Source organism: Larkinella knui (assembly GCF_003858645.1).
Classification (GTDB): Bacteria; Bacteroidota; Bacteroidia; order Cytophagales; family Spirosomataceae; genus Larkinella; species Larkinella knui.
Genome location: NZ_RQJP01000001.1, coordinates 248,397 through 263,758 on the forward strand (window position 1 = coordinate 248,397; position 15,362 = coordinate 263,758).

A 15,362-nucleotide genomic window follows, 5' to 3' on the forward strand; every position below is an offset into this window, starting at 1 on the left:
GTGGTTATGAAACTGTTCTACTGACCTCGGAACAAATAATTACCGCTCTTAATTTTCATTGTAATTAAAATACTTATGAAAATCTTTAGACCCCTAAAGACCTTATCGACGTATTCACTTTCTACTTTTCGTTCGGATTTACCGTCGGGACTATCGGTTTTTCTGGTGGCGCTGCCGCTTTGTCTGGGAATTGCGCTGGCATCGGGTGCTCCGTTGTTTTCCGGTCTGGTGGCCGGCATGATTGGCGGGCTGGTTATTGGTTTGCTATCGGGTTCGGAAATTAGCGTCAGTGGTCCGGCGGCCGGTCTGGCGGTGATCGTTGCCGACAGCATCAGCGGGTTGGGTTCGTTTGAAGTATTCCTGACGGCGGTGGTGATTGCCGGGATCATCCAATTAGGATTGGGCGTTCTGAAAGCCGGAAAATTCAGCGGTTATTTTCCGGACAGCGTCATCCGGGGGTTGCTGGTCGCTATCGGTCTGGTTATTATTCTCAAACAGATTCCCCACGCGCTGGGCCGCGATAATGATTTTGAAGGTGAGTTTGAGTTTCAACAGTTAGCCGACGGCGAAAATACCATTTCCGAGATTTACCGGGCCATTGTGACGGCCAGTACCGGTGCCGTTGTGATCAGCCTCGCGTCGTTTTTACTGCTTTTTTTCTGGGAAAAAGCGGCCAGAAAAGGCCTGGGATTTTTCAAGAACTTTCCGGGTGCGCTGGCCGTGGTGGTCTTGGGAATTGGCATGAACGAACTTTTCCGTGTCATTATGCCCGACTGGTATCTGGGTACTTCGGCGCATCAGCATATGGTGCAGATTCCCGAAATCGAAAAAGGCAAAAGCCTGTTTTCGATTTTCTATTTTCCGGATTTCAGTGCGCTGACCAATCCCAAAGTTTACATCACGGCATTCACCATTGCCATTGTGGCGAGTCTGGAAACCCTTTTGAATCTGGAAGCTGCCGACAAACTCGATCCCCAAAAACGGGTTTCATCGCCCGATCAGGAGATGATGGCGCAGGGTATCGGCAATTTGGTTTCGGGCCTCATTGGCGGTTTGCCCCTCACGTCGGTGATTGTCCGCACGTCTGCCAATGTGTACGGAGGGAGTAAAACCCGGGTTTCGGCCATTATTCACGGCTTGTTTTTGATGATCGCCGTTTTTCTGGGCGCTCCGCTGATCAACCTGATTCCGCTGTCGTGTCTGGCGGCTTTGCTCATCACGGTAGGCTATAAACTGGCGAAACCGGAGATATTCAGAAAAACCTACCAAGAAGGCATTTATCAGTTTATTCCGTTCATTGTCACGGTGGTAGGAATTGTGTTTACCGACTTGTTAATTGGAATCGGCATTGGCCTGGTGGTCGGTATTCTCTTCGTGCTTTATACCAATTTTCAGGCGGCATTCCGGGTGGTGCGGGACAATAACAAGGTGTTGATCAAACTCCAGAAAGATCAGTATTTCTTGATAAAACCGCAGTTGAAACAAACGCTGCGCGAGCTACAACCGGGCGATGAAGTGCTCGTCGATGGTACCCATGCCGCCTTTATCGACCAGGATATTTACAACATCCTCCAGGATTTCAAGGAAACCGCGCATACGTTGAATATCAAGTATGAACTGAAGAATGTCTCACTAAAAAAACGCAGCTTACGGAATCATGCAAGAACACGAGAAGTTACTGTTAGCGAATAAGGCGTGGGCACTGGACAAACTGGAGCTCGATGAGTTCTATTTTGACAACCTGGCTGCGGACCAGAAACCGGGTTTCCTCTGGATTGGTTGCTCGGACAGCCGGGTTTCTGCCGAAGAAATCACGGGCACGATGCCCGGTGAAATGTTCGTGCACCGGAACATCGCCAATCAGGTGATTTCGTCGGATTTGAACCTGCTCAGTGTGTTGCAATATGCGGTTGAAGTCTTAAACGTCCGGCACATCATCGTCTGTGGCCATTATGAGTGCGGGGGCGTGAAAGCCGCCCTGCTCGAAAAACGCTATGGGCTGATTGACAACTGGTTGCAAAATATTCACATCGTCAAGGCGAAATACTACAATGAACTGCAAAGCATCACCAGTGAGCTTGACCGGTTTAATCGCCTGGTGGAACTGAGCACGCGGGAACAGGTTTATAATCTGGTTCATACGGCCATTATTCAGGATGCCTGGAACCGGAAACAGGATGTGTGGCTGCACGGCTGGGTTTTCGATCTGCACAATGGTCAGCTGAAAGAAATTGTCAATCTGTCACCGTCAGATGCTTCCGACGTGCAGTTTGTCCGGCAATTAGGCACCGAAGACAGCCTGTCGAATGCATTGACGACCGATATTCGGCTGTTGAAATAAGCCTGACCATCAGTTATGTTCCAGCACCGTCAGCACCACCGTGGCATAATACAGCCCTCCAACGGCTGGCCCGGCTGCGAAGGTGGTGTAAGGCCGGTTGAGCAGGTTGGTTCCGCCAAGTTTGAAGGACAAACTGGGTTTCGACAGCCCATAACTAACCTGCGCGTCAACCGTATGAATTGCCGGAACCCGCCCGGTTGCCAGTGACGATTGCCACAAAAACGAACTCTGGTATTTGTAGTTGACCGAAAAACCGAGGTTTTTCCAGAGGGTTGGGTTGGCAATGCTCATGTTGGTGATCCATTTGGGCGTATTGAAGGCTTCTTCCAGCCCATCGCCCTGATCGGTGCGGTCAAGCCGGGCCAGCGAACCATTTCCTGCTAAAACCCAGTGGCGGCCGGCCGAATACCGGAGCCCCAGACTGGACCCATAATTGAATACGTTCGTTTTGGAGTTGGTCCAGAGCCGGTAACGATCCTGTTGGGTGCGGTCGGCCAGGGCATACGCCACCGAATCCGGATTCTTGCTTTTAGGAACGTTCACTTCGACCTGCGCGATGAAATTCCGGTAGACGTTGTAGTAGAAATCGACATCGATATACAGGCGGTTTTCCAGAAACAACCCCTTGTATCCCAGCTCAATGCTATTCACCTGCTCGGGTTTGATATAGGTGTAGGTATTGGCCTTGATCAATCCTTTGTTTTTTTGAATGGCCTGCTCCGTCGTCAGCTTGTTCGTGTTGACGTCGGTATTGATAGCTGCCTGAAACGCGTCGATGGAGGTCCGGAAATACGAACGTTCAAACAGCCCCTGCGACATGATTTTCAGGCCACCGACCCGCTTTACACCGCCCGAATTAACGTTGGAAAACGCTTCGAACAGCGAGGGAAACCGGTAGCCCGTCTGGTAGGAAGCCCGAATGTTGTGCCGTTCCGCTGGCGAAAATACCGCCGATATACGCGGATTCAGCCGCGCATCGAAATACCGGTTTTTGTCGACCCGTACCGATCCGGTCAGCTTCAAACGTTCACCGAAAAACGACCGCGATGCCTGGACAAAGCCACCGGTTTTGTAATAAATCAGATTCTGGCCCGTTTCTTCGGGATTGATGAAATAATTGCCATCCGGAAAAACAACATACTGCCGGTAATCCACCCCCGCCAGAAGATTGATACCGGTTTTCTGGCGAAAACCCGACCACAACACTTTCGTTGGCTCAACCTGGCCCTCCGCGTGGTAGAGCCACGATTGCACCTGCAAAGCGGCTCCGATATCCCAGTTATTGATTTTCCGCAGGTGGTCGATTTGTGACCTGAACGCGGCCGAACCGGGCTGGGGCCGGCCCTGATCGGCGGTGGTGCGGGCCAGTTGCAAAGCCTGTGGTAGTGGTTGTCCGGTTTTCGTTGCCGCCAGAAACTGGTTGGAAAAATCGGTAAACCACTGATTGTCGGACTTAAACGACCGATCAATGTTCTCGGCCATCGAGCGAATGTTGTACGAATTACCGGTATTTTCGTGCGTACGGTACGCCCTGATGTGAACCGATGGTGATTCAAGCGTTATGCCGTGCTGGTCGAGCCGGTAATCATCCAGCCGAAAGCGGTTGGTGCGTTGGTAAACCGTAGCCAGCGTAGCGGCTTTATAGCGGTATGAAACCGTTACATGGGGCCGAATGCGCCAGAAAATAGCGGCGTCGCCCCGCAGATTGTGGAGTCCCAGGTCGGCGGTTTCGTTTTCAAAATAACCGGTTCGGGCAACGACGTACTTCCTGCCGTCGAGGGTCAGGGTTCGGCGGTTAGCCGATTCGTCGCCGTACACATTGACCCGATCCTGACCGGGATTCGTCGTTCCGGTGAGTCCGAGCGACGCATTGGCATTGGGGTTAAGATCGCTGGCATCGCGGGCAATCCAGTCATAGCCGCTCTGATACGTCAGATTTACTTTAACCGCCAGGCGGGAGCCGAGTGTTCGGGCGTAACGCAAACTGGTTTCTGTATACAACTTGGCCGACACCAGCGGATCATGGACGTGATTCACCCCGGTTTTCTGACTGACGCTCAAACCCTGCGATGTAAAAGGATCTTTGGTAATCAACTGAGCCAGCCCATTGAGGGCGTTCATGCCGTACAGGGCCGAAGCCGCCCCCGGCACAATTTCAACCTGCTGAATGTCCAGATCCGAGGGCGCCAGGGCATTGGCGATGGGCGCACCGATGTGCGGAGCCTGGTTGTCCATTCCGTCCACGAGCTGCACAAACCGCACGTTGGTGGGGTTGGCAAAACCCCGCGTGTTATACACTTTGAAACCCAGGCTGGAGGTCAGCAGCTGAACGCCTTTCAGGTTTTCAATGGCGTCGAAATAGGACGGCTGGGCCGACATCCGGATTTGCCGCGCGTCGAGAAGTTCGATGCTGACGGGCGATTTCAGGATGGACTCCGGCACCCGCGAAGCCGTCACCACCACTTCGTTCAGCTGGACTTTTCGGAGAGAATCCCGGCGCAAACCGGTGCTGTCTGGAAAAACTTTTCCCTGGGCAAGCTGGGCCATCAGGAGTAATGCAATGAAAAAATGTTTCATCAGAAGCGTTATTTCCAACGAAATATAACGCTATTGTCGTTTTAAATGAAAACGTGTTTTAAAAACTGTAAAAAATGAAGGAGAGGAACGTTTCAACGCGGTTTATTTACCTTTGTACTTTATAGAACTAACATGGAACAATCCACGAAACCGCACCAGGCCGAACGGGGGCAGAAAACGACCCTGATCGGTATTGCGGTCAATATTGGGCTGGTGCTGGTTAAAGGAGCCGCTGGCTGGCTGGGCAACTCATACGCCCTGATAGCGGATGCGATGGAGTCGGCGACAGACATCGTTACCTCGATCTTTGTCTGGGTGGGCCTGCGAACGGCTGCGCGTGCACCCGACAAAAACCACCCGTTCGGCCACGGCAAAGCCGAACCGCTGGCCGCCATCGTAGTGTCCCTGGCGCTGGTTGGGGCGGCTATTCTGATTGCCGTCCAAAGCATTGAAAATATCCGGATTCCGCACAAGATTCCCGCGCCTTTTACGCTGGTGGTGCTGGCCGCCGTCGTGATCATTAAAGAAGTCTTGTTTCGGAAGGTTGGTCAGGTAGGGGCCGAAACGGCGAGCAGCGCCGTGAAAGCCGACGCCTGGCACCACCGCAGTGACGCCATTACGTCGTTAACGGCTTTTGTCGGCATCAGCATTGCGCTGATCGGCGGACCGGGTTACGAGAGCGCCGATGACTGGGCGGCTCTGCTGGCTTCGGGCATTATTTTTTACAACGCCTACCATATTTTCCGGCCTTCGCTCGGCGAAATCATGGACGAGACGCCCCCCGGTGACTGGGAGCAGGAATTGGAACTGATTGCGCTGAGCGTTTCGGGCGTGAAAGGAATCGATAAGTTCCGGGTCCGCAAAACCGGCTTTGAGTATTTCATTGATCTGCACGTGCTGGTATCGGGCGACATTTCGGTTCGGGTGGGCCACGAAATCGCGCATGGGGTTAAAGCGGCCATTCTGGCGGAAAAACCGGCGGTATACGATGTCCTGGTTCATATTGAACCGGACTAGCAGTTAAAAGTAAAGAGTTGGCTGACGCATGCTTCCTGTTCGGTTTAATGCGTCAGCCAACTCTTCACTTTTACCTCCTGGCTCTTAATTCTTAACTCAAGTTTAGGAAAAAAGCGGTTTAAGTTGCTTTTTTATGCCGCATTCCAAAACCCTACACAGTACATGCGTATCAAACAATCCGCACCCTCCGAAGCAACCGGGGTCTGGCGGGTCATAACGGCCTCCTCGGTCGGCACCCTCATCGAGTGGTACGACTTTTACATTTTCGGCAGTCTGGCCACTATTCTCTCCGCCCAATTTTTCCCGAAAGACAATCCAACCGCCGGTTTTTTATCGACCCTGGCGACGTTTGCGGCCGGTTTTATCGTCCGACCGTTCGGCGCGCTCGTATTCGGTCGGCTGGGCGATCTGGTGGGGCGGAAATACACCTTTTTGTTGACGCTCGTTCTGATGGGCGGTTCAACGTTTCTGATTGGCTGCGTGCCGGATTATGAAACCATCGGTATGCTGGCTCCGGCGCTCGTTCTGCTGCTCCGGCTCGTTCAGGGGTTAGCGTTAGGCGGTGAATACGGGGGGGCGGCTACCTACGTGGCGGAACACTCGCCCGACGGCAAGCGGGGTTATTTTACGAGTTTCATTCAGACGACGGCCACGATGGGCTTGTTCGTTTCGCTGGGCGTTATTCTGCTCACCCGGCAGGCTTTGGGCACCGACATCTTCAATAGCTGGGGCTGGCGGGTGCCGTTTCTGCTGTCGTCCGTGCTGGTTGGTGTTTCCATTTACATCCGGATGCGGATGTCGGAATCACCTCTGTTTCAGAAGCTTCAGAAGGAAGGGAAAGTCTCGGCCAATCCGTTGAAGGAGAGTTTTGGCAAAAAAGCGAATCTGAAAATGGTCTTGCTGGCCTTGTTTGGTGCTACGGCCGGACAGGGCGTTATCTGGTATACCGGCCAGTTTTATGCGTTGTCATTCATTCAGAAGGTCTGCAACGTCGAGTTCGTGCAGTCGAACTACATCATCGCGATTTCCTTACTGGTGGCCACCCCGTTCTTCGTCATTTTTGGCGGTTTGTCCGACCGCATCGGCCGTCGGAACATCATGCTGGCGGGTATGTTGCTGGGCGTTCTGACATACCGACCCATTTACCGCGCCATGTACAGTCTGGCCGATCTGACGCAGAAAAATGAAGAAACCTTCCGGCGAAGCATCGAAACCAAACAGGAACGCATCGGTGACACGAAGGAATTCAAAACCACCACGGCATCCGTTTCATATTATGACGACGGTACGGTATACCGCGAAACCGTTCCCAAAACCGGGGCCGCGCCAACGGCGGTTGTGAAAGAAGTGACGCTGGGATACGAAGCATTCTGGCTCATGACGGTGCTGGTTTTTGTGCAGGTTCTGTACGTGACGATGGTGTACGGCCCCATCGCGGCTTTTCTGGTTGAGCTGTTTCCCACCCGAATCCGGTATACGTCGATGTCGTTGCCGTATCACATCGGAAACGGTGTTTTTGGCGGTTTAACGCCCTTTATTGCCACGAGCCTGGTAGAAACGGCCAAGAAAACCCACACGCTGGAAGCGTACCTGCAAGGACTCTGGTATCCGATTGGCATTGCCGCCGTCTGCTTCGTCATCGGGGCCTTGTATATCGATAAAAAGCAGTATAAAACCGCTGATGATTAATTCCTTACCGCCATGAACCTCCTGAAAAAACTCCTCGGTCTGGTCTGTATACTGGCCGGATTGGCCCTGATGATCGGGCTACCGTATCAAACCATCCAGAAATTGACGTCAGCGACCGCCAGTGCGGAAGATTATGTTTTCTGGCTCGTAATTGTCGTCATTTTTTTTCCCATCACCGCCGGTCTGGCCTTGTTCGGGCGGTATGCCTGGGAGGGAGAATACAATAAAAATTAGAGCAAATTAGTGTAGTTTAGCAGCCTGAACTTTAGTACTGGAATACTATGAATTTTCAAATCCGAACCTTTGACGAATACCAGGAAGCGTATCGCTACAGCGTCGAAGATCCCGAAGGCTTTTGGGCAGAAATTGCTCAGAATTTTCAGTGGCGGAAGCCGTGGAAGAAAACACTTCAATGGAATTTTGACGAGCCGAATGTGCAATGGTTTGTCGGCGGAAAGCTGAATATTACCGAAAATTGCCTGGACCGTCATCTGGCCGAACGCGGTGATCAGCCCGCCATTATCTGGGAACCCAACGATCCGCATGAAGCGGGCGTTACGCTGACTTACCGGATGCTGCACGATCAGGTTTGCCGGATGGCTAACGTGCTCAAACGCAATGGCGTTGGCAAAGGCGACCGGGTCTGTATTTACATGCCGATGGTGCCGGAACTGGCCATTGCCGTCCTGGCCTGCGCCCGGATCGGGGCCATTCACTCGGTGGTTTTTGGCGGTTTTTCGGCGCAGTCCATTGCCGACCGGATCAACGATGCGCAATGCTGTCTGGTTATTACATCCGATGGTGCCTACCGGGGCAACAAGGAAATTCCGATGAAGGAAACCGTCGACGACGCCCTCGTGCAGTGCCCGAGCGTCAAACGGGTTATTGTCCTGACGCGTACCCGAACCCCGGTTTCGATGATCAAAGGCCGGGATCTGTGGATGGAACAGGAGCTGAAACAGGTCACCGCCGAATGCCCCGCCGAAGAAATGGATGCCGAAGACATGCTCTTCATTCTCTACACCTCCGGATCGACGGGCAAGCCCAAAGGCGTTGTACACACCTGTGGTGGCTACATGATCTATACCGCCTACACCTTTCAGAATGTATTTCAGTATGAGCCGGGTCAGGTGCATTTCTGTACGGCGGATATTGGCTGGATTACCGGACACAGTTATATCGTCTATGGGCCACTGGCCTGTGGGGCCACCTCGCTTTTATTCGAAGGGATTCCCACCTGGCCGGACTGTGGGCGTTTCTGGGATATTGTCGACAAACACCAGGTCAATATTCTGTATACGGCTCCAACGGCCATTCGGTCGCTGATGAGTTTTGGGCTGGATAAAGTGGAAAATCACGACCTGAGTTCCCTCAAAGTTCTGGGGTCGGTGGGTGAGCCGATCAACGAGGAAGCTTGGCATTGGTACGACGATCACATTGGTAAAAACCGCTGTCCGATCGTCGATACGTGGTGGCAAACCGAGACTGCCGGTATTCTGATTTCGCCAATTGCCGGTATTACAAAAACAAAACCGACCTACGCCACCCTGCCGCTGCCGGGTGTTCAGCCTCTGCTGGTGGACGAAAACGGGCAGGAAATCGAGGGGAATGGCGTGAGTGGAAATTTGTGCATCAAGTTTCCGTGGCCCGGGATCATCCGGACGACCTACGGGGACCACGAACGGTGTAAACAGACGTATTTCAGCGCCTACAAAGGACTGTATTTCACCGGCGATGGCTGTCTGCGCGACGAGGACGGGTATTACCGCATCACGGGCCGGGTCGATGACGTGCTGAACGTGTCGGGCCACCGCATCGGAACTGCCGAAGTGGAAAATGCCATCAACATGCACACCGGTGTGGTGGAAAGCGCTGTGGTGGGCTATCCGCACGACATCAAAGGGCAGGGCATTTACGCCTACGTGATTGCCGAAAGCCAGGTGTCGCACAGCGATGCCGAATTGATGAAGCGGGACATTCTGGCGACGGTAAGCCGGGTGATCGGTCCCATTGCCAAACCCGACAAGATTCAGTTTGTCAACGGGTTACCCAAAACGCGTTCCGGGAAAATCATGCGCCGGATTCTGCGCAAAATTGCGGAAGGCGAAACCGGAAACCTGGGCGACACCTCGACGCTGCTCGACCCGGCGGTGGTCGATGACATCAAGGCCGGAGCACTGATTGGGGTGAAGTGATACTTAGTGTTAACTAAAAGCCGGTATTTCCAAGCTATAGAATAGTCTGGAAATACCGGCTTTTAGTTCAAATAAGGTCACTATTGATGCGCGTAAACGGCAAATCTTCCGTCAAAAAAATGAAGCTGATAAAAGGGTAATCTGGCAGTACCCGCTCTGGGATACCAATCTTCTTTGCTAAGTTTATAATCCATCAGAATAAATCCGACGCCGTTTTGATTAGCCCATTTGGCCATTCCGTCAGAAGAACTAACCGAGTCTTTCATGGTGTGTTTATAGGTATCGTATCCAAGTAAAAAAGGGTATTGCTCGTATTCGTTAAAAAAGAAGGTTAGCGGAACCAGCCCCGTCTTCGCTGTGGGAATAGATTTTCTTAAATTTTTGTAAGAAACCGGCAAGTATTCGGTAGTAAAATTTTTAATAATAATTTCAATCGTTCCGTATAAACCTATAATGAAATAGAGACTTAAGACAATTTTTAAGCCAACCGTAATGAAGGGTCTCGAACGATATAACTCATACACCAAAGCAAACATAAATGGCATAAATAGAACACAATATAATCCGGAGTTTTTTTTGGTAATCAGCCAGAAAGAAAAGAAAAGAAAAAAGGAGTATACTTTTAAACCAAGGGGAACGGCCTTTATAACGCTGCGTTGGCTCCAGAGAAGAAATACCAGCAATAAGGACAAGGCAATCTCTTCCGGAGAATAAAAAAACAATCTAGGATAAGTGAGCATAACAACCAGTTTTGAATACAATCCAAACGCATTCTGCGTGGCGGGATCGTGACGAAACTGATGATACCAGACATTAAATCCGTCGGTGGCGAGGAAGACATCCATAAAATAAAGTAGTCCCGTTAGTCCCCCTGCGAAGGCAAAAGTGATGGCCGGTTTATAGTGTCGCAGATAAAGTAGGCTGCCCAGGCCCGCCAGTAAATAAATCACCCCGTTCAGATGGACCAACAGCGCTAACCCGGCTAATAACCCGGCCCACATGGCTTTCCAGAGTGATGGTTTTTCGTTTTGTAAAACTAAAAACGAGCCGAATCCCAATGCCGCCAGCATAATTTCGGGGCGGTTTTCAAAGCTCATCTTTATCAGCAATCTATTCGAGAAAATCAAAATCAAAAGAGCAAGTAAATACCACGAATAGATCGCTTTTTCTTTCCGGTATAGATAGAAAACTACTTCTCCAATAAAAATACAGAAAGACAAAAAACCGACAAATTGAACAACGGGAAGCTGGTAGCCAAACAACTTAATAAAGCTGGCACCAACGAGTAGAAACAGTTTATGACTGACCAGTATCTGGTTATCCCATCCTAACAAACCGCTGAAAAAGTTAGAGCGGATAATTCCAATTTTCTGCAGCCAATAAGCCTGTTCGGCAAACCAGGCGTCGTCTCCGGTGGGGTTTCGGTGGTAATAGGTAAGGAAAGTTAACGTAACAAGAAAGCCTAAAAGAATAGAAAGGTGCTTTTTTGAAGGTATCATTACTGCAAGTGGTGGGTGGATGATGCTATAAATGTATGAAAATTTATTCCCGACACGGCTCTTCCTTTTCCAACGAATCGGCCCGAAATGGAATCTCTGTCAAAAAAACGACTATGGCGCGATTACTACTAGTTTGGATGATGGGCGGTGCGTGGCTGGGTTTAGCAACAAACACCCGGGCCTGCAGCTGCATTGATGCCGGCGCATTTTTGACCGTTGCCGAAAAAGCCGCCTGGAAACCCGGTGTTCTGATGGTGCGGGCGGAGGTGAGAGATCAGGAGGCTCACGGCATGGAGGTGAAAATCCTGGCGGTTTTGAATGGAAGTGAGGAGAAATCCGTCATCCGGGTTTGGGGCGATCCCGGATTTATGTGCCGGACGTATACCACCGGTTTTAAAAAAGGTGAAAAGCTGGTCCTGATCCTCAGACGGATTGAAAACGCGACTTATCTGGACGAACAGAACGGCGATTACGAATTGAGCGGTTGCGGCACCTTCGTGGTTCGGGAAGCGCAAAACATCTCCGGCCGGATTACGGCGTCCGACAAGGAAATGTCTAAAACTAAATTCTTCGGCGAACTGGATAAAATAATCGGCAAAAACCGCCCGGATCAAGCCCGGATTTTTCCGAACCCGGTCGAAGATCTGCTAACCATCAGCGTCCCCGACCTTCCGGATTCCACGCTTTCGGCCCGAATCATTACCTTAGCGGGCCAACCCCTACAAACCCGGCAACTGGAAGTCGGCAGGCAACATCAAATCGACGTTTCTACCCTGGCGACCGGCATTTACATCATTCTGTTCCGGACAGAACACCAGTTTTATACCCGTCGGCTGATCAAAAAATAGTTCGGGACAGGTCCGCAAGAATCGGGTTTTCAGGCCGGTTTTCGGGTGGTACTTTTGTTTCATGCAAACGACAACAACCATGTACGAAACAGAAACCAATCCCACGTATCAGCAGATCGCCCGGTCAATTGAGTTTTTAACCGAAAACTTTCGCGGGCAACCTTCCCTGGCCGATGTGGCCGACCGGGCGAACCTCAGCGAATACCATTTTCAACGGTTATTTTCGGATTGGGCGGGTGTGAGTCCCAAGAAATTTTTGCAGTACCTGACCCTCGATTTTGCCAAGGAACGGCTGCGCCGTGGCCTCACACTGGCCGAAGCCGCCGACGAAGCCGGGCTTTCCGGCACGGGCCGGTTGCACGATCTGTTTGTGGTGCTGGAAGGCGTTACGCCGGGGCAGTTCAAGCAGGCTGGCAACGGGTTGACGATTCGCTATGCGGTATTTGAAAGCCCGTTCGGACCGTATGTGCTGGGTGCCATTGGCGATAAAATCTGCAAACTGGAATTTCTGGACGAGGTTGAACCCACCGATGAAATCAGCCTTGCCGAACGCTTTATCACCGACTGGCCCGAAGCCCGGCTGCTTCCGGATGCCGCATCGCTCCGCCCGCTGGCTACCACCATTTTCGCGGAAACCGGCCGGAAACCGCTGCGAATTCTGGTGAAAGCATCCCCGTTTCAGTTGAAAGTCTGGGAAGCCCTGCTCCGGATTCCGGAAGGCCAGGTGGTTAGTTATGACCAGATTGCTTCAGCCATCGGAATGCCGGCGGCATCGCGGGCGGTTGGAACAGCCATTGGTTCTAATCCGGTGGGGTACCTGATTCCCTGCCACCGCGTGATCCGAAAAACCGGTTTGTTTGGAAACTACCGCTGGGGTACGACCCGGAAAACCGCTTTGTTGGGCTGGGAAGCGGCTTATGCCGCTAAGTAGTGTTCAGAAAAAAAAAGAAAGCAGAATGAAAATCGACCCAATCAACTGGGAAACGGTACGCGAATCGCTCCAGGCGAACGGTTTTGCTACACTCCCTCAGGTGCTGGATCCGCAGGAATGTCGACACCTGGTTTCGATGTATGATGAATCGGAACGGTTCCGGAAAACCGTGGTCATGGAGCGCCACGGCTATGGGATGGGCGAATACAAGTATTTCACCTATCCGCTGCCTGAACCCATTCAGGCGCTGCGAACGGCGGTTTATAAGGCGGTTGCTCCCGTCGCTAATCAGTGGTCCAGTCTGTTGAAACTCGGTATACAGTACCCCGATGAACACGCCGATTTTCTGGAAGAATGCCATCGGAATGGTCAGCAACGGGCCACTCCGCTGTTGTTGACGTATGGAAAAGGCGGATACAATGCGATGCACCAGGATTTATACGGGGATGTGTATTTCCCGCTGCAGGCCGTTGTTTTCCTGAGTGAACCGGGCGTCGGGTATACCGGGGGCGAGTTTGTTTTGACCGAGCAGGTGCCCCGGGCGCAATCAAAAGCCACGGTTCTGGCCCCAAAGCAAGGCGATCTGCTGATTTTTACCACCCAGTTCAGGCCCAAAAAGAGCACGAGAGGGTATTTCCGGGTGACGATGAAACATGGCGTTAGTACCATTCATTCCGGAAACCGGTATACGTTAGGCATCATTTTTCACGATGCCAAATGATCAGACATACCGATTTTGCCGACAACAACCTCGGGAAAGCCCGGCTTCGCGGTTTGATCAAAGCGGGCGCCATTGCATTCGGCGGGAATTGGCCGTTAAAAATCTACGGTACCCTGCATTGCCAATCCGGCCGGCGAATGTTGCGAAAAAACCGGGTATTTTTTCAATCGGAACAGGACGCGATTTTGTCCGGCTTTCGGCCTTGCGGACATTGTATGCGGATGGAATACCGGCGCTGGAAAATAGGCCGGGCCACCGGTTCTGTCCATCATGCGCCCAACGAACAGCCGCTATAAACCCGTGCGGTCTATAGCGGCTGTTGTGAACCGGCTGCGCTTGCGGAACCGGGTAGCTCCCGTCGTGCCGATTCACTCATGGCGAGCCATACATCCATTTTTCAACGGCTTCGGTTCCTGAAACCGCTTTCGGTATCTGCGGAAGCGGTTTCAGGCCTTGACCTGTCTGCAGAATTTTGTAGCTTTGGGAAGCAGCCCTGCTTTCGGCCCACTATGAAACTATCCGCCTATTCAAGCTACGACTGGATTTTGCAGCTCATCGTATTGCCGCTCTATATCAGCGTATTAAACTGGTTGTTGCTCGGAGATGCGTACTGGCAGACGTGGGCGACGCTGGGCGTGGCCACCGGAATTGCGCTGGTTGACTCGCTGATGAACTGGTATATCAACAACAGCATTGCGCTAAAAATAAACCAGCTGCATCCCCATCCCAGGGATTATGTCGTTCGGGCTTTTCGACGGTTTATGGCCTGTACCATCAGTTCCGGTCTGCACGTGACGGTTCTCTTTTTTGTCTACTGGTTTATTGGTTTGCCCGGCTTTGAACCGGAGCCGCTCCGGCTGGGGTTGGCGTTGCTGTATACCGTCATTATTGTGGCCATTGTGGTGATCACGTACGAAAGCATCGACACGTTTGGCAACTGGCAGCAAACGCAGCAGCAGGTGGATACGCTCAGCAAAGCCCAGCTACAGGCCGAACTGACCTCCCTGCGTCAGCAGGTCAATCCGCACTTTCTATTCAACAGCCTCAATTCCCTAACCGCCCTGATTGGCGAAAATCCGCAAAAGGCCGAGACGTTTGCCGAAGAACTCAGTTCGGTATACCGGTATTTGCTGCGGAGCAACGAGTGCGCCCTGACGCCCCTGGCCAACGAGCTGGAATTCATCGAGTCGTACTATCATTTGCTGAAAACCCGCCACGGCGAGGCTCTGACGCTCGTCACGCAGATTCGACCTGGCACCGAAATGAGGCAGTTGCCACCCTTGACGCTGCAACTGCTGATCGAAAATGCCGTCAAGCACAACATCATTTTGCCCGAACAACCCCTCACGATTGTGCTCACCACCGATGAACAATTCCATCTGGTCGTGAGCAACAATCTGCAGCGCAAAGCCAGCCGGATTCTTTCCAATGGCATTGGGCTGACCAATATCCTGAGCAAATACCAGATGCTGGGCCAGCCCATCCCGAAGATCGAGGAAGACGAACAGGAGTTTCGGGTCACTTTGCCACTGGTTTGAAAACCG

General features: G+C 52.0%; 13 protein-coding genes. 11 read left to right on the forward strand and 2 right to left on the reverse strand.

The genetic code is table 11. The annotated features are described in order from the left end of the window. The first annotated feature begins 75 nt into the window (after nucleotides 1-75). Nucleotides 76-1,692 carry a SulP family inorganic anion transporter gene (locus EHT87_RS00965; protein WP_124902954.1) on the forward strand — a complete coding sequence of 539 codons (1,617 nt, stop codon included), beginning with the start codon at nucleotides 76-78 and terminating at the stop codon, nucleotides 1,690-1,692. Then, nucleotides 1,658-2,341, forward strand: a complete 684-nt coding sequence (locus tag EHT87_RS00970) for a carbonic anhydrase (RefSeq protein WP_124902955.1) — start codon at nucleotides 1,658-1,660, stop codon at nucleotides 2,339-2,341. Before EHT87_RS00965 ends, EHT87_RS00970 begins: the two co-directional genes overlap by 35 nt. Before the next feature lie 9 nt (nucleotides 2,342-2,350). Here the strand turns inward: EHT87_RS00970 and EHT87_RS00975 are convergent, their stop codons facing one another. Further along, a complete protein-coding gene (locus tag EHT87_RS00975) occupies nucleotides 2,351-4,918 on the reverse strand; it encodes a TonB-dependent receptor (RefSeq protein ID WP_124902956.1) in 2,568 nt (855 codons plus the stop codon). Nucleotides 4,919-5,050: 132 nt separating this feature from the next. Here EHT87_RS00975 and EHT87_RS00980 point away from each other — a divergent pair, with 132 nt between their 5' ends. The 4 genes from EHT87_RS00980 to acs all read left to right on the forward strand — a co-directional run bounded on the left by EHT87_RS00980 (nucleotide 5,051) and on the right by acs (nucleotide 9,819). Next, a complete protein-coding gene (locus EHT87_RS00980; RefSeq protein ID WP_124902958.1) occupies nucleotides 5,051-5,935 on the forward strand; it encodes a cation diffusion facilitator family transporter in 885 nt (294 codons plus the stop codon). A gap of 162 nt (nucleotides 5,936-6,097) precedes the next feature. Continuing rightward, entirely contained in the window at nucleotides 6,098-7,624 is a 1,527-nt protein-coding gene (locus EHT87_RS00985) for an MFS transporter (protein WP_124902960.1), read from the forward strand. A gap of 12 nt (nucleotides 7,625-7,636) precedes the next feature. Beyond that, on the forward strand, nucleotides 7,637-7,858 hold the full coding sequence (locus tag EHT87_RS00990) for a DUF6814 family protein (protein ID WP_124902962.1): 222 nt from the start codon (nucleotides 7,637-7,639) through the stop codon (nucleotides 7,856-7,858). A gap of 47 nt (nucleotides 7,859-7,905) precedes the next feature. Beyond that, nucleotides 7,906-9,819 carry an acetate--CoA ligase gene (gene acs, locus EHT87_RS00995; RefSeq protein WP_124902964.1) on the forward strand — a complete coding sequence of 638 codons (1,914 nt, stop codon included), beginning with the start codon at nucleotides 7,906-7,908 and terminating at the stop codon, nucleotides 9,817-9,819. 80 nt (nucleotides 9,820-9,899) lie between these two features. Here the strand turns inward: acs and EHT87_RS01000 are convergent, their stop codons facing one another. Beyond that, nucleotides 9,900-11,318: a hypothetical protein gene (locus EHT87_RS01000; protein WP_124902966.1), complete on the reverse strand. Its 1,419-nt coding sequence runs from the start codon at nucleotides 11,316-11,318 to the stop codon at nucleotides 9,900-9,902. A 113-nt stretch (nucleotides 11,319-11,431) separates the two neighbouring features. On the opposite strand from EHT87_RS01000, the gene EHT87_RS01005 reads away from it, so the two are divergent. From EHT87_RS01005 to EHT87_RS01025, 5 genes are all read left to right on the forward strand, one after another. Then, on the forward strand, nucleotides 11,432-12,166 hold the full coding sequence (locus EHT87_RS01005) for a T9SS type A sorting domain-containing protein (RefSeq protein ID WP_185716112.1): 735 nt from the start codon (nucleotides 11,432-11,434) through the stop codon (nucleotides 12,164-12,166). Between the two features lie 79 nt (nucleotides 12,167-12,245). Next, nucleotides 12,246-13,097, forward strand: coding sequence for a methylated-DNA--[protein]-cysteine S-methyltransferase (locus EHT87_RS01010; protein WP_124905936.1), 852 nt, complete (start codon nucleotides 12,246-12,248; stop codon nucleotides 13,095-13,097). Nucleotides 13,098-13,122: 25 nt separating this feature from the next. Further along, nucleotides 13,123-13,818: a 2OG-Fe(II) oxygenase gene (locus EHT87_RS01015; RefSeq protein ID WP_221621968.1), complete on the forward strand. Its 696-nt coding sequence runs from the start codon at nucleotides 13,123-13,125 to the stop codon at nucleotides 13,816-13,818. Next, nucleotides 13,815-14,114 (forward strand): Ada metal-binding domain-containing protein, encoded by a 300-nt coding sequence (locus EHT87_RS01020; protein ID WP_124902972.1) that lies wholly within the window; start codon nucleotides 13,815-13,817, stop codon nucleotides 14,112-14,114. The genes EHT87_RS01015 and EHT87_RS01020 overlap by 4 nt, the downstream gene beginning before the upstream one ends. 213 nt (nucleotides 14,115-14,327) lie before the next feature. Continuing rightward, on the forward strand, nucleotides 14,328-15,356 hold the full coding sequence (locus EHT87_RS01025; RefSeq protein WP_124902974.1) for a sensor histidine kinase: 1,029 nt from the start codon (nucleotides 14,328-14,330) through the stop codon (nucleotides 15,354-15,356). Nucleotides 15,357-15,362: the final 6 nt, after the last annotated feature.